Annotated in this window: 17 protein-coding genes and 1 pseudogene; 10 read left to right on the top strand and 8 right to left on the bottom strand. The window is 64.4% G+C overall.

Features of this window, described 5'->3' with window-relative positions:
• Nucleotides 1-28: 28 nt before the first annotated feature.
• Complete coding sequence (pilB, locus tag AC1POX_RS06020; RefSeq protein WP_071117396.1) at nt 29-1,765, top strand: type IV-A pilus assembly ATPase PilB; 1,737 nt, start codon at nt 29-31, stop codon at nt 1,763-1,765.
• Between the two features lie 1,304 nt (nt 1,766-3,069).
• Here the strand turns inward: pilB and AC1POX_RS06025 are convergent.
• Together AC1POX_RS06025 and AC1POX_RS06030 are read right to left on the bottom strand one after the other, a co-directional pair.
• Entirely contained in the window at nt 3,070-4,524 is a 1,455-nt protein-coding gene (locus AC1POX_RS06025) for a sigma-54-dependent transcriptional regulator (RefSeq protein WP_372356860.1), read from the bottom strand.
• A 267-nt stretch (nt 4,525-4,791) separates the two neighbouring features.
• A complete protein-coding gene (locus AC1POX_RS06030; protein WP_057681814.1) occupies nt 4,792-6,405 on the bottom strand; it encodes a sensor histidine kinase in 1,614 nt (537 codons plus the stop codon).
• A gap of 231 nt (nt 6,406-6,636) precedes the next feature.
• Between AC1POX_RS06030 and sucC the strand changes: the two genes are divergently transcribed.
• The 5 genes from sucC (at nt 6,637) to AC1POX_RS06055 (ending at nt 11,182) form a co-directional block, all read left to right on the top strand.
• Nucleotides 6,637-7,806 (top strand): ADP-forming succinate--CoA ligase subunit beta, encoded by a 1,170-nt coding sequence (gene sucC, locus AC1POX_RS06035; protein ID WP_007965356.1) that lies wholly within the window; start codon nt 6,637-6,639, stop codon nt 7,804-7,806.
• 24 nt (nt 7,807-7,830) lie between these two features.
• The gene (gene sucD / locus AC1POX_RS06040; RefSeq protein WP_029820064.1) at nt 7,831-8,706 is read left to right on the top strand and encodes a succinate--CoA ligase subunit alpha; all 876 of its coding nucleotides are present in this window, start codon (nt 7,831-7,833) and stop codon (nt 8,704-8,706) included.
• A 170-nt stretch (nt 8,707-8,876) separates the two neighbouring features.
• Complete coding sequence (locus tag AC1POX_RS06045) at nt 8,877-9,221, top strand: ribbon-helix-helix domain-containing protein (protein ID WP_008577787.1); 345 nt, start codon at nt 8,877-8,879, stop codon at nt 9,219-9,221.
• Nucleotides 9,222-9,224: 3 nt separating this feature from the next.
• The gene (locus AC1POX_RS06050) at nt 9,225-9,527 is read left to right on the top strand and encodes a type II toxin-antitoxin system RelE/ParE family toxin (RefSeq protein WP_008577789.1); all 303 of its coding nucleotides are present in this window, start codon (nt 9,225-9,227) and stop codon (nt 9,525-9,527) included.
• Nucleotides 9,527-11,182, top strand: a complete 1,656-nt coding sequence (locus tag AC1POX_RS06055) for an NAD+ synthase (RefSeq protein ID WP_031423861.1) — start codon at nt 9,527-9,529, stop codon at nt 11,180-11,182. The genes AC1POX_RS06050 and AC1POX_RS06055 overlap by 1 nt, the downstream gene beginning before the upstream one ends.
• An 18-nt stretch (nt 11,183-11,200) precedes the next feature.
• On the opposite strand, the gene AC1POX_RS06060 is transcribed toward AC1POX_RS06055, so the two are convergent.
• Both AC1POX_RS06060 and AC1POX_RS06065 read right to left on the bottom strand, forming a co-directional pair.
• Nucleotides 11,201-12,181: a hypothetical protein gene (locus tag AC1POX_RS06060; RefSeq protein ID WP_372356861.1), complete on the bottom strand. Its 981-nt coding sequence runs from the start codon at nt 12,179-12,181 to the stop codon at nt 11,201-11,203.
• 282 nt (nt 12,182-12,463) lie between these two features.
• Nucleotides 12,464-13,345, bottom strand: a complete 882-nt coding sequence (locus AC1POX_RS06065) for an outer membrane protein assembly factor BamD (protein WP_005915798.1) — start codon at nt 13,343-13,345, stop codon at nt 12,464-12,466.
• Nucleotides 13,346-13,466: 121 nt separating this feature from the next.
• Here AC1POX_RS06065 and rluD point away from each other — a divergent pair, with 121 nt between their 5' ends.
• Genes rluD through AC1POX_RS06085 form a run of 4 tightly spaced genes read left to right on the top strand, consistent with a single transcriptional unit; the run spans nt 13,467 to nt 16,224 of the window.
• The gene (gene rluD, locus AC1POX_RS06070) at nt 13,467-14,462 is read left to right on the top strand and encodes a 23S rRNA pseudouridine(1911/1915/1917) synthase RluD (RefSeq protein ID WP_008577792.1); all 996 of its coding nucleotides are present in this window, start codon (nt 13,467-13,469) and stop codon (nt 14,460-14,462) included.
• Between the two features lies 1 nt (nt 14,463).
• A complete protein-coding gene (gene pgeF, locus AC1POX_RS06075) occupies nt 14,464-15,276 on the top strand; it encodes a peptidoglycan editing factor PgeF (RefSeq protein WP_372356862.1) in 813 nt (270 codons plus the stop codon).
• A gap of 2 nt (nt 15,277-15,278) precedes the next feature.
• Nucleotides 15,279-15,803, top strand: a complete 525-nt coding sequence (locus AC1POX_RS06080; RefSeq protein WP_029820054.1) for a DUF4166 domain-containing protein — start codon at nt 15,279-15,281, stop codon at nt 15,801-15,803.
• Complete coding sequence (locus tag AC1POX_RS06085) at nt 15,790-16,224, top strand: thiol-disulfide oxidoreductase DCC family protein (protein ID WP_029820053.1); 435 nt, start codon at nt 15,790-15,792, stop codon at nt 16,222-16,224. The genes AC1POX_RS06080 and AC1POX_RS06085 overlap by 14 nt, the downstream gene beginning before the upstream one ends.
• 202 nt (nt 16,225-16,426) lie before the next feature.
• Here the strand turns inward: AC1POX_RS06085 and AC1POX_RS06090 are convergent, their stop codons facing one another.
• The 4 genes and pseudogenes from AC1POX_RS06090 to AC1POX_RS06105 all read right to left on the bottom strand — a co-directional run bounded on the left by AC1POX_RS06090 (nt 16,427) and on the right by AC1POX_RS06105 (nt 25,220).
• Nucleotides 16,427-18,295: a methyl-accepting chemotaxis protein gene (locus AC1POX_RS06090; protein WP_057681818.1), complete on the bottom strand. Its 1,869-nt coding sequence runs from the start codon at nt 18,293-18,295 to the stop codon at nt 16,427-16,429.
• Nucleotides 18,296-19,010: 715 nt separating this feature from the next.
• Nucleotides 19,011-21,448: pseudogene (locus AC1POX_RS06095) on the bottom strand (glucose/quinate/shikimate family membrane-bound PQQ-dependent dehydrogenase).
• A 629-nt stretch (nt 21,449-22,077) separates the two neighbouring features.
• Nucleotides 22,078-23,445 (bottom strand): alpha,alpha-trehalose-phosphate synthase (UDP-forming), encoded by a 1,368-nt coding sequence (gene otsA / locus AC1POX_RS06100; protein ID WP_372356863.1) that lies wholly within the window; start codon nt 23,443-23,445, stop codon nt 22,078-22,080.
• On the bottom strand, nt 23,442-25,220 hold the full coding sequence (locus tag AC1POX_RS06105; RefSeq protein ID WP_280300720.1) for a glycoside hydrolase family 15 protein: 1,779 nt from the start codon (nt 25,218-25,220) through the stop codon (nt 23,442-23,444). Before AC1POX_RS06105 ends, otsA begins: the two co-directional genes overlap by 4 nt.
• Between the last annotated feature and the right edge of the window lie 43 nt (nt 25,221-25,263).

Below are 25,263 nucleotides of genomic sequence, written 5' to 3' on the forward strand. Positions count from 1 at the left end.
TAAACACGGAGAAATTAGGGTAGGACCTATGAATAGCGTCGTCACAGCTAACTTGGCTGGTATTACGGGAATCGCCCGGCGTCTTGTGCAGGACGGTGCCTTGGATGAAGGCGCGGCGCGTGCTGCGATGGATCAGGCCGCTACTGCAAAGGTCCCGTTGCCTCAATGGTTCTCGGAGAAAAAGTTGGTGACAGCTTCGCAGCTGGCGGCCGCCAATGCAGTCGAGTTCGGCATGCCGCTGCTGGATGTATCGGCGTTCGATGCCAACCAGAACGCGGTCAAGCTGGTCAGTGAGGAGCTGCTCCAGAAGCACCAGGTGCTGCCGCTGTTCAAGCGCGGCAACCGGTTGTTCATAGGGGTGAGCAACCCGACACAGACTCGCGCGCTGGACGACATCAAGTTCCATACGAACTTAGTGGTCGAGGCGATCCTCGTCGACGAAGATCAGATCCGCCGGACGCTCGAGCAGTGGCAGGCCAGCAATGCGTCGTTGGGTTCTTCGCTTGGCAACGACGACGAGGAAATGGGGGATCTGGACGTCTCGGCCGGCGACGAGGACATGGGCGCCGGCGGGGATTCCGGGGTCGATGCCAAGGGCGACGACACGCCGGTGGTGAAGTTCGTCAACAAGGTGCTGGTGGATGCGATCAGGCGGGGAGCCTCGGACATCCATTTCGAGCCGTATGAAGACGACTACCGGGTGCGCTTGCGCATCGACGGCTTGTTGAAGAACGTGGCGAAGGCGCCGGTGAAGCTGAACCAGCGCATCGCAGCGCGCTTGAAGGTGATGTCGCAGCTGGATATCGCCGAGAAGCGGGTGCCGCAGGACGGGCGCATCAAGCTCAATCTGTCCAAGACCAAGCAGATCGACTTTCGTGTCAGCACCTTGCCGACCCTGTTCGGTGAAAAGGTGGTGCTGCGTATCCTGGACGGCAGCGCGGCCAAGCTGGGCATCGACAAGCTGGGCTATGAGGCGGACCAGCAGAAGCTGTTCCTGGAGGCGATCCACAAGCCGTACGGGATGGTGCTGGTGACCGGGCCGACCGGCTCGGGCAAGACGGTGTCGTTGTATACGGCGCTGGGCATCCTCAACGACGAGACACGCAATATCTCCACCGCGGAGGACCCGGTCGAAATCCGCCTGCCTGGCGTCAATCAGGTACAGCAGAACAACAAGCGTGGCATGACCTTTGCAGCAGCGCTGCGCTCGTTCCTGCGTCAGGACCCGGACATCATCATGGTCGGCGAAATCCGTGACCTGGAGACGGCCGAGATTGCGATCAAGGCGGCGCAGACCGGTCACATGGTGTTGTCGACGTTGCACACCAACGATGCGCCGCAGACCATCGCACGCTTGATGAACATGGGCATCGCGCCCTACAACATTACCTCGTCGGTGACCTTGGTGATCGCGCAACGTCTGGCGCGGCGGTTGTGCAACAACTGCAAGCGCAAGTCGACGCTGCCTGACAACGCCTTGCTGGCCGAAGGATTCACCCCCGCACAGCTTGCTGCCGGGATCGAGCTGTATGAGGCGGTCGGTTGCGACGAGTGCACCGAAGGCTACAAGGGGCGTACGGGTATCTACCAGGTCATGCCGATGACCGACGAGATCGGCGCGATCGTGCTGGAGGGCGGCAATGCGATGCAGATCGCCGAGGCCGCGCAGGCGATCGGTATCCGCGATTTGCGGCAGTCGGCCTTGATGAAGGCTGCCCACGGGGTGACCAGCCTGGCCGAGATCAATCGCGTGACAAAGGATTGAGTCCAGATATCAGAAGGCTCTACAGCTGCACATTCCTGCCGGGTGTGCAGAAATTATTCCTGGCTGACGTCGCCCATTGAGATTTAATGCCAGCTGGGCGGCGGCATCGTGGACACCAAACCTATCATTCCGCCCCATAGCATCCCATTTTTCGGTCCAGTCGGAGTTGTGGGTGATCGATCACAAATAATCGTTTGATAATGCTCATTGCGTTGACAACGGCCAAGTTGCGTCCAGATAATTTTCGGGCAGGGGATTCCCAAATGCTGTGCTGATCTGAGCCTCGTCGATTGGCAGAGTGCCGAAGGAGTTGCGCAATGATTGAGCTAAAAGCCCATCATTTTGCTGTTTTTCTGTGTGGAATTTTGTCTTGTAGTTCAGTGGATGCTGCGGTCAAAACGATTACGGCTAGCGCTCGTAATGGTGGTTCGACGCAAGGGAGCGCGATAGCGTCAAACTTATCAGTTGTGACCTGCACACAAGCAACTGGAGGAGGGGAGGCGGGCACCTTCTGCTCGGTTCAGGCTCCTGGGTGGAACGGGGTTCTCTCGGTAGGTGAATCGATAGGTACAAATGCCCCAGGTAATGTCGTTCTCAATTGCATCGGTTCCTACGCAGCAAGTGGTGGTGGTCTGAGCTGTGCGGCAAGAATTGATGACACGACGTGTTCACCCGAGCAGACCATCTTTGGCTCTGCGCGGAATGGCAGCTCGTTCCGCGGTCTGGCTCCTGTCAAATCTGCAGCCATCATCCAATGCACTCAGGCCTCGGGCAGCGTTACCGGTACAACCTGTGGCATACAGTCTCCAGGCTACAGCGGAAGTTTGACGCCTGGTCAGTCAGTGGCCTCAAATGGACCTGGGACTGTATCGCTTTCCTGTGGCGGGCAGTACTCGGCAAACGGTGGCGGTCTTTCCTGCTCTGCGCAGGTAAGCCAAGTTTGTCCCTGATGATCATGCGAGTCTTTTGGGAGGCGCTGTCAACAAGAAATCTCGGGCATGATTTCAAGTGAGCTCTTGAAGTCAGTGCGTTTTTCGTTGGAGCTTAGATCTGGCAAGATTTAAGCTCCAATTCCAGATTTTCCAGCGGAACGTAGTTAAGCAGTATCGTAGGTGCAGGACAAGCGACTCGATCATCTGATGCATTCAGTGAGACATTGTGAGCTTTACTGCTGCTGCGAGAACTTCTAACTAGGCAGGGAAGAATTTCTTGGTCAGCATTGGGTGCAAGGCATTCAAGCGTCACGCACGATGCTTTTCCCGGCTACGTGTTCCTTCATAGCGAGGTGCATTGCGAGTGGCAACTCAGTCCATCCCCAGCTTCTTCAACTTGTAACGCAGCGCGCGAAACGTGATGCCCAGCTGCGCCGCAGTCTTGGTCTTGTTCCAGCGGTTTTCTTCCAGCGCCTTCTGAATCGCGGCGCGCTCCAATTGCTCGATGTAGGACGGCAGCGCGGCTGAGGCCGGGTCGATGTCCACGACGGCTTCGCGCGGTTCGGCCGCGGCACCTCCGTTGGGGACAGCCAGACGGTGGCCGCCGTGAGCGGGCAGGCGCAGGTCGGTGGCGCTGATCTGGTCGTCTTCGGCCAGGGCCAGGGCGCGTTCGAGGATGTTTTCCAGTTCGCGCACGTTGCCTGGGAAGCCGTAGTGATTCAATGCGTCGAGCGCCGACTGGGTCAGCAGCGGAATGGGGCGGCCATGGCTGTGCGCCAGGCGCGCGATGATGGCAGCGGCCAGCTGCGGCAGGTCGCCACCGCGTTCGCGCAGCGGCGGCACACGCAACTCGATTACGTTGATGCGGTAGTACAAGTCATGCCGAAAGCGGCCGTCGGAGACCAGGTCGCCCAGGTCCTTATGGGTGGCCGAGAGGATGCGCACATCCACCAGCGATTCGCTGGATGCGCCGACCGGTCGCACCGACTTTTCCTGGATGGCGCGCAGCAGCTTGACCTGCATCTGCAACGGTAATTCGGCCACTTCGTCCAGGAACAAGGTGCCGCCATGCGCGGCCTGGAACAGGCCGGGCTTGTCGGCATGCGCGCCGGTGAAGCTGCCCTTCTTGTGGCCGAAGAATTCGCTTTCCATCAATTCGGCGGGAATGGCGCCGCAGTTGACCGGCACGAACGGGCCGGCGGCGCGTGCGCCTTGTTCGTGGATGGTGCGTGCGACCAGTTCCTTGCCCACGCCGGATTCGCCGACGATGTAGACCGGCGCCTGGCTGCGCGCAACCTTGCCGATGGTGGCGCGCAGGCTTTCCATGGCACTGGAGTCCCCGAGCAGGCGGCTGGCCTGTTCCGGTGGCGGCGGTGGCGGAGCGGGACGGTCGCGATTGTTCAATTCCAGCGCGTGCTTGACCAGGCCGCGCAGCACGCCGATGTCGACCGGCTTGCTGACGAAATCGAAGGCGCCGGCTTTCAGCGCTTCCACGGCCAGGTCCATGCTGCCGAAGGCGGTGATCATCGCCACCGGCGTCTGCGGGTAGTGTTTTGCGATTTCGGTGACCAGTTCGATGCCGTTGCCGTCCGGCAACCGCATGTCGGTCAGGCACAGATCGTAGGGGTTGTTGGCCAGCAACTCGCGCGCCTCGGCCAGGTTCGCCGCGGTGCTGATGCGCAAGCCCATGCGGCCCAGGGTGAGAACAAGCAACTCGCGGATATCACGCTCGTCATCGACAACCAGGGCGCTTTTGGGTTCGTTCATGGGACGCACGATAGCCCAGCGTGATGATGGTCGACAATTGTCGAGCAGGTGGCGGCCCAACGATTCACCTGCTGCGCGGGTGCATCACTGCGGCATTCAGCGCGTTTGCAAGGCGCCGATGCCAGTCGGCGATGTGGGGCTATCGATGGGCTGCGTTGCCAAACGCGTCTGCCTCCGACAGCCTTGCTGGCGTAAGCCCACACGCCCCGCAGCCAGGCACAGCGTTGGGTTTGTGTCTTCGCCAGTTGCAACGTTCTGCTATCGAACAAGTGCCGCGCTGCGCGATATCGCCACATCAGGCATCCCGCTCAGCCGATAGCCGAGCACTCACTTGCCGAGCAATCCGTTGGGTCCTTGCAACGAAATCCGGAAGCACGCACCGCCGCCGGGGACCGCGACATAGTCCAGTTGCGCCTGGTTGGCGCGGCAGAGTTCCTGGGCGATGTACAGCCCCAGGCCGGTGCCGTGCTCGGAGGTGGTGTAGAACGGGCGGAACAGTTGCGCCGCCACGGCCTCCGGGATGCCTGGGCCGCGGTCGATCACATCGATCACTGCCTTGCGCTCGAGGCGCTCGACGTGCAGCTTGACCCGCGCCGGTTCGTCCATCACCCGGCCGTACTTGAGTGCGTTGTGCACCAGCGCGGTGAGGATCTGATGCAGGTGCTTGGGGTCGACCAACGCATGCACGGAGCTCCCCTGGATGCTGGCCTCCAGGATGTCGGTTTCCATCGACAAGGTCTGGCGATATTCGACCACGAAGCGGCGCACGAATGCGGCCAGGTCCAGGTTGTCCGGGGTGGCGCGTTCCCGGCGCGCCAGTGCGAGCACGCTTTCGACGATGCCGTTGGTGCGCTGACATTGCTGGTGGATGATCTGCAGCAGGCGGCGGTCGGCATCGCCGATGTCCGGCGATTCTTCCAGCAACTGCGAGGCGTAGCTGATGGCGGCCAGCGGGTTGCGGATCTCGTGCGCCAGGCTGGCCGAGAAGCGTCCCATGGCCGACAGGGTCAGTGACTCGGCACGGCGCGACACCACCGTGGCATCGTCCAGAAACACCAGCACCAGATCGCTGTCGGCGAGCAGGCGCACGAAGCGCGGCTGCACCTCCGGGCGGTCGGCGCCGAGTTGCAGCGGGGCTTCTTCCTGGCGCCAGCCGCTACGCCAGCGCTGCAGCCGGCGCGCCAGCTCCGGGGTGAGCGCCACCAGCGACAGGTCGGTGGACGGGGTGCGTTGGTCGCCATCGCCCAGCAAGCTCAGCGCTGCTTCGTTGGCCAACGAGATGTGGTTGTGGGTATCCACCACCAGCACGCCGGTGCGCATGCGCCGGATGATCAGCTCGTTGATCTCGTACAGATTGGCGACCTGGGCGCCGCGTTCTTCGGCCAGCATCTGGTTGCGACGGGCGCGGGCGGCGATTTGTTCGCAGATGAAGGCCACCGCGACGTAGCTGGTGGCAAACATCGCAAGCTCGGCCACCGGACGAGTGGCGCCGCCGCCTTCGAGCAGGGTCCACAGGTATTCCAGAAGGATGGCGGCGCTGGCGAGCACCGCGATGCTCATGCCGTAGCGCAGCCGCAACAGGATCGAGGCGGCCGCCACGTTGAACAGCAGCATCATCGCAATCCCGGCGCTGGCACCGGGCAGGGCGTGCGTGGCCAGGGTGGCGGCAAGGATGTCGGCCACTACCGCGCACAGCACGGTGGGGGTGAGGCGGCGTTCGCCGCGGCCCCAGAACAGCAGCGGGATCGCCATGCACAGGTAGCCGATCGCCACGCCGGCGGCCAGGCGCGGGTAGCGCGGATCGGGAATGGCGTCGGACAAGGGGCTGAACACCAGCGCGGCGATCAGGCCGGCCACCAGCACCCGGTACAACGAGAAAAAGTACAGCTCGCGCTGCGGCGCGGACTGGATCCGGGCGATGAGCGATGCGATGGATGCCAAGCCGATTCCCCGCTGGAGCGAGCCGCGAGTATAGGCAGGTGCGCGGCCTGCGCAGCGCTTGCGCACAGAGTCGGCCTGCGCGCAAGCGCTGCGATCGGGCGGCCAATCCCGGGCAATTTTGCGCCGCACGGCGTGGTCGGCCACAATAGGCGGCCCGTTCGCGTCCCATGACGTGCCGCCCCGGCGGTCTGCGTTGCACGCAGCGGTCGTTTCCTTTTCCCACGGTGACGCATGAATTTCCACGAATACCAGTCAAAACAGCTGCTTGCCGAGTACGGCATCCCCGTTCCGGCCGGCAAGGTCGCGGCGACCCCGGACGAAGCGGTTGAAGTCGCCAATTCCCTGGGCAATGGCCCCTGGATGGTGAAGGCGCAGATCCACGCGGGCGGCCGCGGTAAGGCTGGCGGCGTCAAGTTCTGCAAGACCACCGACGACGTGAAGGCCGCAGCCGCCAAGATGCTCGGCACCAAGATGTCCACCTACCAGACCGCCGGCGTCGAGCTGCCGATCAACCTGGTGCTGGTCACCACGGCCGGTGAGATCGTCAAGGAGCTGTACCTGTCGATCCTGGTCGACCGCGGCACCAAGACCATCACCTATATCGCCTCTTCCGAAGGCGGCGTGGAGATCGAGCAGGTGGCTGCCGAGACGCCGGAGCTGATCCACGCGCTCAACGTCGATTTCGTCGAAGGCGTGCAGGGCTACCATGGCCGCGATTTCGGCTTCAAGCTCGGCCTCAACGCCAAGCAGGCCGGCCAGTTCGCCAGCATCATGGTGAACCTGTATCGCCTGTTCAACGAAAAGGACCTGGCGCTGGTTGAAATCAACCCGCTGGCGATCCTGGACGACGGCAACCTGTACGCGCTCGACGGCAAGTTCGACAGCGACGACAACGCCGCGTTCCGTCAGAAGCAGCTGGTCGCCATGCGCGACAAGACGCAGGAAGACGAGACCGAAGTGACCGCGTCGGAGCTGGACATCAACTACGTCACCATGGACGGCAACATCGGTTGCATGGTCAACGGCGCAGGCCTGGCCATGGCTACCATGGACGTGATCAAGCTCAATGGCGGCGAGCCGGCGAACTTCCTGGACGTGGGCGGCGGTGCGAACAAGCAGCGCGTCATCGAAGCGTTCAAGCTGATCCTGTCCTCGGACAAGGTCGAAGGCATCTTCGTCAACATCTTCGGCGGCATCGTCCGCTGCGACATGATCGCCGAAGGCATCATCGCCGCGGTCAAGGAAGTGGGCGTCAAGGTTCCGGTCGTGGTGCGCCTGGAAGGCACCAACGTGGAAGAAGGCAAGCAGCTGCTGCGCGATAGCGGCATGGCCATCATCCCGGCCGACAACATCAACGACGGCGCCAAGAAAGTCGTTGAAGCTGTCAAGAACGCCGCCTGATCCACGACACCGAAGGAACTATCCATGTCCGTTTTGATTAACAAGAACACCAAGGTGATCGTGCAGGGCTTTACCGGCCAGCAGGGCACCTTCCACGCCACTCAGATGGTCGAGTACGGCACCCAGGTCGTCGGCGGCGTGACGCCCGGCAAGGGCGGCACCACCCACATCAATCTGCCGGTGTTCAACACCGTCGCCGATGCGGTCCAGGCCACCGGCGCCGATGCGTCGGTGATCTACGTGCCGCCGCCGTACGCGGCCGATGCGATTCTGGAAGCGGCTGCGGCCGGCATCAAGGTCATCGTCTGCATCACCGAGGGCATCCCGGTGCTGGACATGCTGCGCGTCAAGAACGTGCTGACCCGTTCGCATCCGGACACCGTGCTGATCGGGCCGAACTGCCCCGGCGTGATCACCCCGGGCGAGTGCAAGATCGGCATCATGCCAGGCCACATCCACAAGCCGGGCAAGATCGGCATCGTGTCGCGTTCGGGCACGCTGACCTATGAAGCGGTCAAGCAGACCACCGAAGTGGGCCTGGGCCAGAGCACCTGCATCGGCATCGGTGGCGACCCGATCAACGGCCTGAACTTCGTCGACTGCCTCAAGCTGTTCAACGAAGACCCGCAGACCGAAGGCATCATCATGGTGGGTGAAATCGGTGGCGACGCCGAGGAAGCCGGTGCCGAGTACATCAAGAACCACGTCAAGAAGCCGGTGGTCGGCTTCATCGCCGGTGCCTCCGCGCCGGCCGGCAAGCGCATGGGCCATGCCGGTGCGATCGCGTCCGGTGGCAAGGGCACGGCCGAAGGCAAGTTCGCGGCGATGGAAGCCGCCGGCGTCAAGACCGTCCGCTCGCCGGGCGATCTGGGTGCGGCGATTGCGGCGCTGGTGAAGTAAGTCTTACCAGTGTGGTGTCGCAGAAAGCCGCCTTCGGGCGGCTTTCTGCGTTTACGGGGATACCTGATGCAGATGGCAGGGATTGCGCACTGTACGACGCACGCTGGGCCGACTGTTCGGCTCCATGCCTATGTCGATGCTAAAGCCCTGAATTGCACAAGGAGCGCATCATGCAAAGTGTGTCACAAGTGTGCTACTTTGGGTCCGCCATTCGGTCCCCCGAGGTTGCCATGTCCACGACCACCATCCGTCTGCCCGACGAACTGAAAGCGCGTGTCGCCAGGGCGGCGAAAGATGCCGGAACCACGGCGCACGGCTTTATCGTCGACGCCATCGCGGAAAAAATCGATGCATACGAGCGCCGCACGGCATTTCATGCCGAGGCGCAGCAACGCTGGGCTGCCATCCAGGAGGGCGCCAACACGCTGTCCTGGGCGGACGTACGCCAGTACATGCAGCAACTTGCCGATGGAGACGACCCCGCGCCACCGGTGGCCAGCGCCGTCGAGCGCTGACAGGTGACCAGGATCGTGCTTGCCGCGCGCGTTGCCGACGATGCACGCCGTCTGGTCGCCTATCTGCTGGAACACGATGCAGCCAATGTGCAGCGAAAACTCGCAGGTGTCTTCCAGGCCATCGATGCATTGGCGGACAATCCACTGATAGGGCGCGCGGTGCAGGGCGGATTCCGCGAACTGGTCATCGGTCGCGATGCCAGCGGCTATCTTGCGCTCTATCGTTACGCACCGTTGGACGACACCGTGTACGTGCTGGCGATCCGTTCGCAGCGCGAAGCGGGTTACCTTGAAAGCCTGTTTTGATGGAGTCAGCAGTGACAGCACACACCCTCCGCATCGCCATGGCCCAGTTCGACTTCCCGGTCGGCGGCGTGACGCAGAATACCGATCGCATCATCGAGTACATCGCAGCGGCGCGCGACGAGTTCGAGGCCGACATCGTGCTGTTTCCCGAATTGGCGATCAGCGGGTATCCGCCGGAAGACCTGCTGTTACGACCGGGATTCCTCGCTCATTGCGAACAGGCGCTGGCGCGGATTGCGGCGGCCACGCGCGGCATCGTGGCAGTGGTCGGCTGGCCGCAAAGCGCCGGCAGCGTGGTCTACAACGCCGCCAGCGTGTTGCGCGACGGGCGGATCGAAGCGACCTACCGCAAGCGCGAATTGCCCAACTATGCGGTGTTCGACGAGCGTCGTTATTTCGACGTGGATCCGGATGGCGAGAACTGCGTGGTCACGGTCAAGGGCGTGCAGGTGGGCGTGGTGATCTGCGAAGACCTCTGGTTCGCCGAGCCCTTGGCCAACACGGTACGGGCGGGCGCGGAGTTGGTGCTGGTGCCCAATGCCTCGCCGTACGAGCGTGGCAAGCATGCCCAACGCGATGCATTGCTGGCCGAACGCACCCGCGAGAGCGGGGCAGCGATTGCCTATCTCAACGTCGTGGGCGGGCAGGATGCACTGGTGTTCGATGGCGCCTCGGTGGTGGCCGATGGCGACGGCACCGTGCATCCCGCCGCTGCAGCCTTCGTGGACCAGTGGCTGGTGGTGGACTATGCGGCCGGCGAGCGCAGCTTCACTCCGGTGGTGTGGGTGGATGACGGCGACGAAAGCATGGATGCGCTGGCCTGGCGTGCGGTGGTGCGCGGGCTGCAGGACTATTGCCGCAAGAACGGCTTCAGCAAGGTCTGGCTGGGCTTGTCCGGCGGCATCGACTCGGCACTGGTGTTGGCGATGGCGGTGGATGCGCTGGGCGGCGACAACGTGACCGCCGTGCGCCTGCCGTCGCGCTACACCGCCACCCTGTCCAACGACCTGGCCGACGAGCAATGCCGCGCGCTGGGCGTGAAGCTGGAGACCATCGCGATCGAACCGGCTTTCGAAGGCCTGCTCGGCGCGCTGGGGCCTATGTTCGAAGGCACCCAGCCGGACATCACCGAAGAAAACCTGCAGTCGCGCAGCCGTGGCGTGATCTTGATGGCGCTGTCGAACAAGTTCGGCGGGCTGGTGCTGACCACCGGTAACAAGAGCGAATACGCAGTGGGTTACGCCACCATCTATGGCGACATGTGCGGTGGCTATGCGCCGCTCAAGGACCTGTACAAGACGGAGGTGTTCGGCCTGGCGAAATGGCGCAACACCGTCGGCGGCGCGCCGGTGATTCCGCCGGCGGTGATCTCGCGCCCGCCGTCGGCAGAGCTGCGCGCCAACCAGACCGACCAGGATTCGCTGCCGCCGTACGATGTGCTCGACGGCATCCTGTATCGCTACGTCGACCAGGAGCAGTCGCGCGACGACATCGTTGCGGCCGGCTACGCGGCCGATACCGTCGAGCATGTGCTGCGTCTGGTGCGGCTCAACGAGTGGAAGCGCCATCAGTCCGCGCCCGGGCCCAAGGTGTCGCGGCGTGCATTCGGTCGCGAACGGCGCTATCCGATCACCAACGGGTATCGCGGGCAGTAATCCGGACGGCTGATCCGGTCACTCGGCTGACGCAGTGGCTGCCGCTGCGCTGGCTGACGGCTGGGCGAACCGCGTGAGCAGATCCAGGGGCGGTTTTGGTCGGGCCAGGTCGTACATCAGGCCAAAGTGGCCTTCAGGCCCCTGGATGGTGGCCTGGTCCAGTAATTCGTAGACATTCACCTCGGCCACCACGTCGGCGTAGTTGTCACGCACGTTGCGCAACAGCTGCGCCAGGCTGTCGTAACAGCCCCGATCACCTGCGGTGCCGCCAGTGGTGCTGCCTGTATAGATCTCCGCACAGTTCAGCTCGTTGAAGAACACCGGGGTGTTGTAGGTACGCGCGGCAGTGCGCAGCTGGCCCAGATACAGGTCCGTCCAATAGCCGGCATCCTGGTAGAACGCGTAGTAGTGGAAGCTGATGTGGTCGAAGTTGAAGCCGGCCGCCTTGGCTTTTGCCAAAAACCACAGCGAGCCGTTGCGATCGCCCGGGCAACGCGCGTTGGCGCTGCGATCGTCGCTATTGCAGGCGGTGATGTTGATGGTGAAGCGCAAACCTGCGCCCAGTTCGTCGGAAGCCTGGCGCATGCCCAGATACATCGTGGTCATTGCGGCGATGCGGGTATCGGCTTCGGCGCGGACCAGATCCTGTTCGTTGCCGATTTCCCAGACCTTGATGTCTGCGGCATAGCGGCGTGCCAGCTGGTAGCCGATCTCGCGCGACATCGGGTAGACCATCGGGCGCAGGGTGATGCCGTACTTGCGCGCCAAGGGGACGAGCGCATCCAGCGTGGCGTAATCGCGCGGATCGATATCGAACCGGTAGCTGCGCAGGTTGCGCGCTGCCAGCAGTTTGAAGCGTGCCTCGGCCTGGGTCATGGCGTAGCCGGGACGGCTGTCGTGCGCGTTGACGCCGTAGACGATGGGGGCCGCCGCGGTGGCGCTGGCGGTCAGGGCCGCCAGCGAGAGCATGAGCAGCAACGCGATGGTGGCACGAGACATGCGGCTTCCTTGGCTGGCGCTCGAAGGAGTCGGAGCTGGTTCGGGATGAGTATAGACAGCAGACCCAAGGGCATTGGGTGACCTGGTGCCGGTTCCAGGATGCGCGCACCGGCTCCGGCCATGCGTCTGCGCGCGTGGGAACCAATTGCTCGGTGGGCGCATCAGCGGCGGCAATCGCCGCCGATCGTCGTCGGTGCAGCACTTGCCGTCCTGCCGTCATCGTCGCGGCAACAAAAAAGAGGCCTTTCGGCCTCTTTTCGGTCGTGCGCTGCGCCTGATATCTCAGTCGCGATTCATCTGCGAATTGCTCTGCCCGGTCGCGGCAGATTTTTCGCCGGCAAACGGGTTGAGCTTGCGGATGGCCCACGGGTATTTCGGCCAGTTGCCGGTCAGCCACGGATGCTGCGGGTCGTTGAGCTCCAGCACGCGGCGTGCGTCGGCTGCCAAGGTCTTGTTGCCCAGGTGCGTGTAGGCCTCGGCCAGTACCGCGACCGCGTCGTACTGGAAGGCGCTCTGCGGATAGGTTTCGAGCAGGTAGTTGGCACGACCGGCGGCCGACACCCAGGCATCGCGGCGCAGGTAGTACAGCGCGTTGTCCAATTCGTGCTGGGCGAAGATGTCGCGCAGCTCGATCATGCGCTTGCGTGCGTCGGCGGCGTAACGGCTGTTCGGGTAGCGATCGGTGACGGTATTGAAATCGTTGTAAGCCTGCTGCGGCGAAGACAGGTCGCGGCGGCTCGGGTCCAGCGACCACACGCGGCGCAGGAACACCGTGTCGCGGTTGCTGTTGGCCAGGCCGCGCAGGTAGTACAGATACGAGATGTTGCGGTGGGTCGGGTAGGTCCGGATGAAGCGGTCGACGCTGGAGACCGCGTCGTCGTGCTTGCCGGCCTTGTACTGGGCGTAGGCGGTTTCGATCATCGCCTGCTCGGTGTACGGGCCATACGGGTACTGGGCGATCAGGCGCTTGTAGCTGGCTTCTGCGCCGGCCCAGTTGCCTTTCTCCATCAGGTTATGACCCTTGCCGTAGAGCTGCTCGACCGGCATGCCCTCGTCGGGATTCTTGTCCTTGGCGCCGCGGTGGCAGCCGGTGACGACGAACGCCATGACCAGCATGAGGGCAATCAGGCGCGCAGGCGCGGAAAACGTGGACCGTCGGATCATGGGTCTGGGCAGGACGCATCAGGAAAACGAGAGCGCGATGATAGCCTAGTGGCCTGTCCGGCGACTGACTCCCGCCGCCCGGACCCCCAAATTCCCGCTTTTTGCCCGAGTGCCCGTGTCCATGTCCGACCCATCTGCCGAACCCCTCGACCCGTCCATCCGCCAGGCGATCGTGCCCGACAACGCCGCCGGACGCCGTTTCGACGCGGTGCTGGCCGAGCTGTTCCCGGAATTTTCGCGCTCGCGGTTGTCGGAATGGATCAAGTCCGGCGACGCGCTGCTGGACGGTGAAATGGCGCGCCCGCGCGATACCTTGCGCGGCGGCGAGAGCGTGCAGCTGCAGGTGGTGCTGGAAACCCAGACCCACGCCGCGCCGCAGGACATTCCGCTGAGCGTGCTGTACGAAGACGAGCAGGTGCTGGTGATCGACAAGCCGGCCGGCCTGGTGGTGCATCCGGGCGCCGGCAATCCGGACCAGACCCTGGTCAATGCGCTGCTGTTCCGCGACCCGGCGCTGGCCTCGGTGCCGCGCGCCGGGGTGGTGCATCGCCTGGACAAGGACACCAGCGGCGTGATGGTGGTGGCGCGCACCGTGCAGGCGCAGACCGCGCTGGTGGAGCAGCTGTCCGCGCGCGAGGTGCATCGCCAGTATCTGGCCGTGGTGGTGGGCGCGCTGGTCTCCGGCGGCACCGTCAACGCCCCGATCGATCGCCACCCGCGCGACCGCCTGAAGATGGCGGTGCGCGACGACGGCCGCGATGCGGTCACCCATTACCGCCTGCGCGAGCGTTTCCGTGCGCACACCGCGCTGGAGTGCCGGCTCGAAACCGGGCGTACCCACCAGATTCGCGTGCACATGGCGCACCTGAAGTCGCCGATCGTCGGCGACCCGCTGTACGGCGGCGCGCTCAAGCTGCCCAAGGGCGCTACCGACGAGCTGGTGCACGAACTGCGCAGCTTCAAGCGCCAGGCGCTGCACGCCGAAACCCTGGAATTCCTGCATCCGGTCAGCGGCGAGCCGGTCCGCGCCAGTGCGCCGGTGCCGGCCGATCTGCAGCGCCTGATGACCGTGCTGCGCGAAGACAGCGCACGCGCCGCCGAGCTGGCACGCCGCTGAGATGCCCATGGCTGCGCCCTTCACCCTGCCAGCCGACTGGCCGGCGCCACCGCGCATCCGTGCGCTCACCACGCTGCGTCACGGTCTGGGCGGCTCGCTGCCGCCGTTCGATACGCTCAACCTTGGCAACCGCAACAGCGCCGAAGGCGATGTGCCCGAGCAGGTGGAGCGCAACCGGGCACTGCTTGCCGCGGCACTGCAACTGCCGAGCTCGCCTCAGTGGTTGCGGCAGGTGCACGGCGTGGACGTGGTACGGGTGGATGCACCGCCCGCTGCACCCGATTCCACCGACCACGCGGCGGATCAGCCGCCAGGCGCGCACGAACCGGTTGCCGATGCTGCGGTGACCTCGGCGCCTGGCGTAGTACTGGCAATCCTCACGGCCGATTGCCTGCCGGTCGTGTTCGCTGCCGTCGATGGCAGCGAGGTCGCTGCTGCGCATGCCGGTTGGCGCGGGCTGGCCGACGGCGTACTGGAGCGCAGCGTGGCGGCGATGCGGACGCCACCGCAGCAACTGGTGGCCTGGCTGGGTCCTGCCGCGGGGCCCCAGGTGTATGAGATCGGCGAGGACGTGTTCGGCGCCTTCGTTGCGCACGATGCACAGGCGCAACAGGCGTTTGTCGCCACGCGCCCGGGGCACTGGCGGGTGGATCTGTATGCGCTGGCACGTCAGCGGCTGCAGCGGGCCGGTGTGCCGGCCGCTGCGGTGTATGGCGGCGGGTTGTGCACCATTTCCGATCCGCAGCGCTTTTTCTCGCATCGCCGCGATCGCCGCAGCGGACGCATGGCCACGCTGGCCTGGATCGCGCCCTGAGCGTGCCGCTGTTCGCACAGGTGCTGGGGCAGGACGCGTTCGCGCAACTGCCTGCGCCGGTGCGCGCGCTGCATTCGGTGCAGCAGCGGCAGACCTTCGCCGGCCGGGCCAGGATTCAACGCGGCACGCATGCGCTGGTTCCGTTGCTGGCGCTGCTGAGCCGCTTGCCGCGCACTGGCGAGGTGGCGGTGGAAGTGGATTTTCTGGCCGACGCGCGCGGCGAGCGCTGGCATCGGCGCTTTGATGGCATGCCGATGCATTCGCGGCTATGGCGTCATGGAGCCAGCTTGCGCGAACACCTGGGCGCGGTGCGCTTTGAATTTTCGCTGCAGGCCGATGCGCAATCGTTGTATTGGCAGGCCACCGGCGTGTGGGCGTTCGGGATGATTCGGTTACCTGCCCGCTGGTTCCGGCAGGTGCGCTGCCGCGAGCATGCCGACGGCGGCCGTTATGCGTTTCTGGTGGACGTGCAGTTGCCGCTGGTAGGACCGTTCATTCGTTATGAGGGCTGGCTTGAACCGCGCTGATCAATCGCCTGTTGCGCCACCTGCGGCGCGGGCCACCATCGTCTTCGATGGCGTGTGCCTGCTCTGCAATGGCTGGGTCAAATTCCTGCTGCGCCACGATCGGCGTGGGCGCTATCGCTTTGCTGCCATGCAGGGGCAAGCCGGGCGCGCACTGTTGCAGCAGCACGGTCTGGATCCGGACGACCCTTTGTCGTTTCTACTGGTGGACACCACCGGTGCCTGGACCGATAGCGACGCGATCGTGCGCGTGCTTGCGGGATTGGGCGGGCTCTGGCGGCTGAGTGGGGTGCTGCGCCTGATCCCGCATCGCGTGCGCGATCTCGGCTACCGGCTGATCGCACGCAATCGTTATCGCTGGTTCGGCCGCAGCGATCACTGCATGTTGCCCACGCCCGAGCAGCACGCGCGGTTTCTGGACTGAGGCAGTGCACCCGGCATCGGGGCGCTGGCCTGAGGCGCGCTGCATCGCATTGCGATGCAATTCAATGCGAACCTACGCTGGGACGAGGCGATGCGGCGCATCGCTCGGCTGGCCTCAGCAGCGCAGCTGTTGATGGATGGCATTTCCGCAGAAACCCGGTCGCGCCCGGGTGCGCTCCTACGAATCGCTGCGCATGCCGGGCCTATGCCGCGTTGTGGAAGCTGGCGCGTGCGACGTGGGAGGCGCCGGGACGGGTGTCGGATTGCAGGCGGAAGATCGAGACCGCATCGGCCAGTTCCACGGCCTGTTCTTCCAGGCTGCGCGCAGCGGCGGTGGCTTCTTCCACCAGCGCAGCGTTACGTTGGGTCACCTCGTCCAACTGCGCGACCGTGCGGTTGACCTGCTCGATGCCGCTGGACTGCTCGGCGCTGGCCGAGGTGATCTCGCTCATGATGTCGGTGACGTGTTTGACCGAGCCGACGATCTCGCGCATGGTCGCGCCGGCGCGGTGCACCAGGCCCGAACCCAGTTCCACCTTGTCGGTGGAGTCGGCGATGAGCGTCTTGATTTCCTTGGCCGCATCGGCCGAGCGCCGTGCCAATGCACGCACTTCCGAGGCAACCACCGCAAAACCGCGGCCCTGTTCGCCGGCACGCGCGGCTTCCACTGCGGCGTTGAGCGCCAGGATGTTGGTCTGGAACGCGATGCCGTCGATCACACCGATGATCTCGCCGATCTTGCGCGAGGCGGTGCTGATCTGGCCCATGGTGGCGACCACCTCGTCCATCACCTGGCCGCCGCTCTGCGCCACGTCGCCGGTGCCGACGACCAGGCGATTGGCCTGCAGCGCGCTCTCGGCGTTTTGCTTCACGGTGGAGGTGAGTTCTTCCATCGAGCTGGCGGTTTCTTCCAGGTTGGCCGCCTGTTGCTCGGTGCGCTCGGAAAGATCCATGTTGCCGGCGGCAATTTCCACTGCGGCCTGGCGGATGGTGTCCGATGCGGCCTGGATGCCGCCGATGATTTCGGTGAGGCGGGTGACGGTCTGGTTGGTATCGTCGCGCAAGCGCGCGAAGATACCGTGCGCATCGCCGTCCACACGCTGGGTCAGGTCGCCTTCGGCCAGCGCGCCGATCACGCGCGCCAATGCGGCCAGATGGGTTTCCACCGAGTCGTAGATGCGGTTGATGCCTTGCGCCAGGGTCAGCAACACACCGTCCATGCCATCGATCTGCATGCGACGGCTGAAATCGCCGGCCGAGGCGGCGTCGATGATCTGGATCAGTGCCTGCTCGGCGTTGACCTGCGCGGTGACGTCCATCCACTGCGCGATGGTGCCGAGCTTGGTGCCGTCGGCGGCGATGATCGGGCTGTACACGAAGTCGATCTGGCGGCCGAAGAATGGCGCACGCACGGCCTTGGAGGCATTCAACGCGCGCATGCGGTCGATCGCGGCCTGGCTGTCGGGATAGATGTCGCCGATGCTGCCGCCGACGAAGCCTTCGGCATGGAAGCTGGGACGGAAGCTCTGCACATCCGGCTCGATCAGCTTGAGCATGGCGAGCAGTTTGCGGTTGGCAAACAGCACCTGGCCATCGTCGTCGGCGATGCGGATCATGGTGTCCAGATCGTCCAGCGCCTTGATCACGAACTGGCCATGGCGCAGGCCTTGCTCCATCACATCGATGCGGATGGCGAGCTTGTCCTGGGCATCCTGTAGCGCGTGCAGCAACGGTGCGAGGTCGCCGGAGGCGTTGCGCAGGTCCAGTCGCTGGGTGCGTCCTTCGCCGATCGCCACCACCGCACGCATTGCCTGTTGCAACTGCGTGTCGTGACGCCGGCGCGACCACCACCAGAGCCCGGCGCTCGCCGCGCCCAACACCAGCAGGGCGGGCAGCACGCGCCCGAGCCCGCTCAGGAAGCTGCCGGGTACCAGCGTGGCGGCATAGCAGGCCAGCAATGCCAGCAGCGCGACATGTGCAGCGGCGGGCAGCCATGTAGTCCAGGTGGCGCGCGCAACGTGCCGACCGGCGGGCGGTTGGGCAACGGGGGCGGCATCGTGTGCAAGCGACATAGGCTGAGTCCAGCTGGATGATCTGAGAAGGGGGAGCGGCATCGGCAGTCCATGGCCCGCAATGGGGGTATCGGCGGCTGAGTCCGAATCATGATGATGTGAAGGTGCCGTTCGTCGGAATGTGACAACCAGGTCCCGAAATGGCGTGATGTCCTTGATATGAAAGCGATTTCAGTTCGGCAGGGTATGCGTGCCCGTGGCGATCGATGCGCTAACACGTTGACTCAAATGTAAATTCTGCGTGAAAAATGTCCGCGCGGAGCGAATGCCCGGCATGTCAGCGAACTGCTATTGGGAGCGGGCAAATCCCATCGAAGTTGGGGCTGATTCGGTTGCCAACGGCCTGCGCGCTGGATTCGCACTTGCGCAGCATCTGACTGCCGCATGGGAGCGCCATCCTGGGAGGTTGGCCTGGGTTCGGATGTCTGAAACTCAGGTCTGACAGCAAGCGCGTTGGCCACGCGTCATACGCTGGGCCGACATCGCCGGCTTTGCCCCCAGGTGCCTTCGCCGTAGCGGCAAGCGCGCACAAAAAAACCGGCCGTCTCGCGACGACCGGTTGATTGGTGCATCCGTCGGCCCTGGACCGACGGCAGGCGGCCTATGCGCCAGAGCGCAGCCAGGCGGTGATGCGCAGCGGCCAAGGCAGTGCAGACTGCATGCGCTCATGCGCATCGGCGTACCGCCTGGCCGCGTGGTGCTTGGAGCGCTGCCGTTACTTGGCAGGCGCGGCCTGCGCATCGTCCGGCAGGGCCCAGGCAATGACGCTGTCGCCCGACTTGGTTTCCATGCGGTCGTGTCCACCGACGGCGGCCACGATGTATTGCTTGCCGTTGATGGTGTAGCTCATCGGCGCTGCCTGCGGGCCGGCGGGGACGCGGGTCTCCAGACCTGCTTGCCGGTGCGGGTGTCGAAGCCGCGCATGAAGTCGTCCAGGGTCGCGCCGATGAAGGTCACCCCGCCAGCGGTGGCCAGCGAGCCGCTGTTGTTGGGCGTGCCGATCTCGAACTTGGTCTTGGACGGAATGCCCATCGGCCCCTGGTCGTAACCGGTGCCCAGCGGACGGCGCCAGATCACCTGCTGCGTGCGCAGGTCAACGCCGGCGATGTAGCCCCACGGCGGGGCCACGCACGGGGTGTTGAGCGGCGACATCCACGGCTCCTTGCGGGCGCCGTAGGCCAGGCCCTTCTGCGCCATGTAGCCGGGCGTCTTGCTCTTGCCGTCGAACACCGACACCACGCCCAGCTCATTCATTTTTTCGCGGGTATACACCTGCAGGGTGTACGGCAGGCGATTGCTGTTCATCACCATGATGCCGCGCTGCAGGTCCACCGAAACACCGCCCCAGTTGATGCCGCCGTGGTTGCCGGTGAAGGCCAGCGACCCCTGCAGGGTGGGCGGGGTGAACATGCCTTCGTAGCGCAGTTGCTTGAACTGGATACGGCAGACCAACTGGTCGAACGGGGTCATGCCCCAGGCATCGGATTCGATGATTTTTTCGAACTCGCGGCTCGGCGCGCCCACAGTGTTGGGCATGCCCGGCGAGATCGGTTGCGTGGCAGCGGTCCAGTCGCCGTGGTCGGTTCCCTGCGGTACCGGGATCTGCTTGACCGGCATGATCGGCTCGCCGGTGGCGCGGTCCAGCACGAACACCTGGCCGGACTTGGTGGCCTGGATCACCGCAGCACGCGTACCGCCGCCAGCGATCGGCCAATCGACCAGGTTCGGCTGCGGGCCGATGTCGTAATCCCACAGGTCGTGGTTGACGGTACGGAAATGCCAGCGTTCCTTGCCAGTAGCGGCATCCACCGCAACCAGCGAGGCGGTGTATTCCTCGTCCTGCGGGGTGCGGCCCTTGCCGAAGAAATCGCCGGACGCATTGCCGGTGGGCAGATAGACCAGGCCCAGCTCGTCGTCGGCGGCCATCAGCGACCACACGTTCGGGGTTGAGCGCGTGTAGGTCTGGCCGGCCGGCGGCTCGGCGGTGATCGCCGGGTTACCCAGGTCCCAGGCCCAGCGCAGCTGGCCGGTGAGCGCATCGAAGCCGCGCACCACGCCGGACGGCGCATCGCCTTCCTGGCCATCGCGGACCTGGCCGGTCGGCTGGATCACCACGCCGCGCATCACCACCGGCGGCGAGGTCGGGCCGACGAAACCCGGCTTGGTGTTGCCGGTGCCCGCATTCAGATCGACATAGCCGTTGTTGCCGAAGCTGGTGCACAGCTTGCCGGTCTGCGCGTCCAGCGCGCCAAGGCGGCCATCGACCATCGGCCAGAAGATCCGGGTCGGGCACTCGGCGGTGCCTTCGGGTGCCTGGTAATACGACACGCCACGGCAGGTGGTGGCAGCCACGCCCGCCATCGCCTTCGGGTTGGTCTGCGGATCGAAGCGCCAGCGCTCCTTGCCGTTGGCTGCTTCCACCGCGATCACCTTCTGGGTGGGGGTGCAGATGTAGAGCAGGTCGCCGACCTTGAGCGGGGTGTTCTGGAAGGCGTAGCCCAGCTTGGAGTCCTTGGGCTTCAGGTCGCCGGTGTGGAACTCCCACGCAACCTTGAGATTCTTCACGTTGTCCGGGGTGATCTGCGCGCCGGGCGTGTAGTGGTTGGACAGATTGGAGCCCGCATAGGAGGTCCAGTTGCTGGCGTCGTGATTGGCCGCGACGTTGCCGTCGGGGCTTGGCACGGTGCCGCGGCTGAAGGCCGTGGCGCTGTCGGCCGGCAGCTTGGAGGCATCGGCCAGCTCGACATTGCGCGGCATCAACAGCGGCCACAGGATCAGCGCCGCACCCAGGATTGGCAGCACGCCGGTCACCAGCGCATAGCCCAGGCCGGACAACGGCTGCATGCGACGACGCGCCACACCCCAGAAGGGCAGCAACACCAGCCCCAGCACCGACATCATGGCCAGGCGCGGCACCAAGCCCCAGCCATCCAGGCCCACTTCCCACAGTGCCCAGGCGATGGTGCCGGCCAGCGTGGCGCCAAACAGCCACAGCCCGGCGCGCTTGCCCAGCGCGAGCAGGACGCCCGCCAGGAACAGGGCAATACCCGCGATCAGGTAATACCAGGAGCCGCCGACGGCCACCAGGCGGCCGCCTTGATAGGCGAGCACCGCACCGAGCACGGCGATCACCACGGCATAGGCCACCAGCAACCAGGTGCCTAGCCCACGTTTTGAGGATTGATCAGTCATTTTGAGATGTCAGGAAGGACTCGGGCACCAGCGAGCGGTGGCGAGTCGTGGAGGGAGAGCGATCGCAGGCGCCATCACGCGGCCCGGATCCAGAGACGAACGTTGAACGCTATGAACGCGCAGCCCCTCCCAGGGTCCTCGGCGCTAATCATGTGAATATTTTAGACCCCCACACGCCCTTTGTCCGTGACGGAATAGGAACCAGCGTTCCAACCTGCACGTTTGGCATAGCGGAAACATGCGGATGTCGAACGCTTTGCCAAGTGCGGTCCGTTGCTTGCAGAGCCGGGGTCGACATGCGCTGCTGCTCAGCGCGACCACGATGGAAGCGCAGGGCGTAGCGGCGCACGTGGCGTTGCCTGTGACTGCCATGTCGAGTGCAGCGACAGGCTATCGAGGTCCGAGGTATTCATCCCCTTGCGAGTCGGGGCAGCATGGTCGGACATCGCCGCGGCTCGATGTAGCTGCATCATGCAGGAAGTCCTCCGGGAACTACGGACTTCAGGTTGATTGCGCCGCACCTTCATCGGCCTTTCGGCCACTTTCTTCCTCATGAAGGAGGGCAATGTCGCGGCGGAAGAAGGTTTGTCCTACACCTCAGAGAGCGCTTGCAGATAGCGCTGGCGCCAGTGGTTGATGTTGTTCTTGCGCAGGTGGTCCATCATTGCATGCCAGCGTTCGATGCGGCTTGCCAACGGCATGCTTGCCGCTGTGGCGATCGCGTCGGCCACACCGTCCAGATCGTGCGGGTTGACCAGCAGCGCTTCCTTCATTTCATCGGCTGCACCTGCAAACAGCGACAACACCAGCACGCCCGGGTCTGCCGGGTCCTGCGCGGCCACAAATTCCTTGGCAACCAGGTTCATGCCATCGCGCAGTGGCGTGACCAGACACACCGAGGCCGCGCGATAGAAGCCTGTCAGCGTGGCATGGCTGAAGTTTTGGTTGACGTAGCGCAGCGGCGTCCAGTCCGGCTCTGCATGTCCGCCATTGATGTGGCCGGCGATCTGTTCGAGCTGGCTGCGCAATTGACGGTATTCGGTGACATCGCCGCGCGAGACCGGTGCAATTTGCAGATAGGTCAGGCTGCCGGATTGATCCGGATACCGCTCCAGGTAACGCTCGAAGCCCTGAAAGCGCTCCGGCAACCCTTTAGAATAATCCAGGCGGTCCACGCCGATGGCCAACTGTCGGCCACGCAGGCTTTCGCGCAGATCACGCACCGCCTGCTTGCCGGCAGAGGCCTTGGCCTGGTGGGCAATCAGGTCGGTATCGATCCCGATCGGGAACGAAGAGGCGGTGAAGCGGCGCCCACCGGGGCCTTCCACCATATCGCCTTCCAGAATGCGGCCACCGCCGAACAGGCGCACATAGGCCTTGAAACGTTCGGCATCGCGCTGGGTCTGGAAGCCGACCAGGTCGTATGCGTAGAAGGTACTGAACAGGCGCGCGTGATCGGGCATGGCCTGCACCAGATCGGCCGACGGCATCGGCACGTGCAGGAAGAAACCCATCTTGCAGCCCACGCCCAGCTCGCGCAGCATCGCGCCGAGCGGAATCATGTGGTAATCGTGGATCCACAGCGTGTCGCTGTCTTTCAGCAGCGGCGCGAGTTTTTCGGCAAACAGCCGGTTGACGCGCATATAGCCTTCGCGGGTGGCGCGATCGTAATCGACCAGGTCCAGGCGGAAGTGCAGCAAGGGCCACAGCGTGCGATTGGCGAAGCCGTTGTAGTACGAATCGATGTCGCGCTTGTTGAGGTCCATGGTGACGAAGGTGATGTCGCCTTCGGTCTGCTCGTGCATGCCGCCGCTGTCGCCGCGCACGGTCTTGCCGCTCCAGCCGAACCACATGCCGCCGCGTTCCTTGAGCGCCGCCAACAGGCCAACCGCCAGGCCACCGGCGCGGGTTTCGCCGGGCACCGCAACGCGGTTGGATACCACCACCAAACGACTCATGACGCCTCCTGCCAGCTCCGCGACAAGCGCATCGCTGCGATGATCAAGCCAACATGCGAATAGGTCTGAGGGAAATTGCCCCAGGCTTCGCCGTCCTCGAACGATAGATCTTCCGACAGCAAGCCCAGGTGATTGCGGCGCGAAAGGATGCGCTCGAACAATTCACGCGCCTCGTCCTTGCGCCCTATCGCCGCCAGCGCATCGATGTACCAGAACGTGCAGATGGTGAAGCTGGTTTCCGGCTCACCGAAGTCATCCGGTGCGATGTAGCGGTATAGCGCATCGCCGTGCTTGAGCACGCGACCGACCGCCTCGACCGTGCGCACGAAGCGGCTGTCGTCGTTGGCGACGATGCCGATATCGGCCAGCAGCAACAGCGATGCATCGAGCCGGTGGCCGCCGAGGGTGTCGGTGAAATGGCCGCGCTCCTCGCTCCAGGCCTCGCTCAACACGCGTTCGCGGATGCTGTCGGCACGTTCGCGCCAGTAGCTGCTGCGCTCGGGCAGCACCAGCCGGTCGGCGATCTTGGACAGGCGATCGCAGGCCGCCCAGCACATCGCCGCGGTGTAGGTATGCACTTCGGCACGGCCGCGAAATTCCCACAGGCCGGCATCGGGCACGTTATGCAACGCATAGGCGCGCTCGCCCAGCGGTTCAAGCCGGCGGAAGGTGTCGGCATCGCCTTGATCCTTCAGGCGCAGGTCGAAGAACAGCTGTGTGGACGCCAGCACCACGCTGCCATAGACATCGTGCTGCTGCTGGATCCACGCCAGGTTGCCGCGCCGCACCGGGCCCATGCCGCGGTAGCCGGCCATGGTATCGACTTCGTGTTCTTCCAGTTGCGATTCGAAGCCGATGCCGTACAGCGGCTGCATGGTGCCGTCGGTAGTGGCGATATTGAAGATGTAGCCGATGAACTGCTCCATCGTGCGGGTCGCGCCGAGCCGGTTGAGCGCACGCACCACGAAGGCGGCGTCGCGCAGCCAGCAATAGCGGTAGTCCCAGTTGCGCGGCGTGTTGGGCGCTTCCGGAATCGAGGTGGTCATCGCCGCGATGATCGCGCCGCTGTCTTCGTACTGGCACAACTTCAGCGTGATTGCGCTGCGAATCACCGCTTCCTGCCAGTCCAGCGGAATGGACAGGTAGCGCACCCATTCGCGCCAGTATTCTTCGGTGCGTTCCTGCGCTTCCTGCACGTAACCGGTGAGCGAGCGGGTCAGCGATTCGTCCACGCCCAGCACCAGGCTCACCGGATGGCTAAGCACGAACGGCAAGCCGTCGCGTACGAAGCGCACCGGCACATCGGTGGTCAGGCGCAGGGTGAATTCCGGCAACACCCAACGGATGTGATTGCTGCCCCAGGTGGTGTCCGGCGTGCGGCCGCCCCAGTCGGCCAGCGGGCGGGCGCGCACGATGATGCGCGGGTTGCCGCTCAGTGGCCGGATCTGGCGGATGATGCTCACAGGCCGATAGAAGCGTCCGTTGTTGCGCCAGCGCGGCGCGAAGTCGATCACTTCCAGTTCGCCACCGTGGCGATCGCGCAACACTGTGCGCAGCACGGCGGTATTGGGCAGGTAGTGCTGCTCGCTGCTGGCAAAATCTTCCAGTTCCACGGCAAAGTCGCCGCCTTCGGTCTTGGGCGAAAGCAGCGTGCAAAAGGCCGGGTCGCCGTCGAATGCCGGCAGGCAACTCCACACCACACGTGCCTGCCGATCGACCAATGCACCGAAACTGCAGTTGCCGATGACGCCCAGATCCAGGTTTGGCTCGGTCATGGAGTGCAAACGATCCTGTTGAAGTGAATGAGAGAAGGTGCGC

It is taken from the genome of Xanthomonas sp. NCPPB 3442, assembly GCF_056725145.1.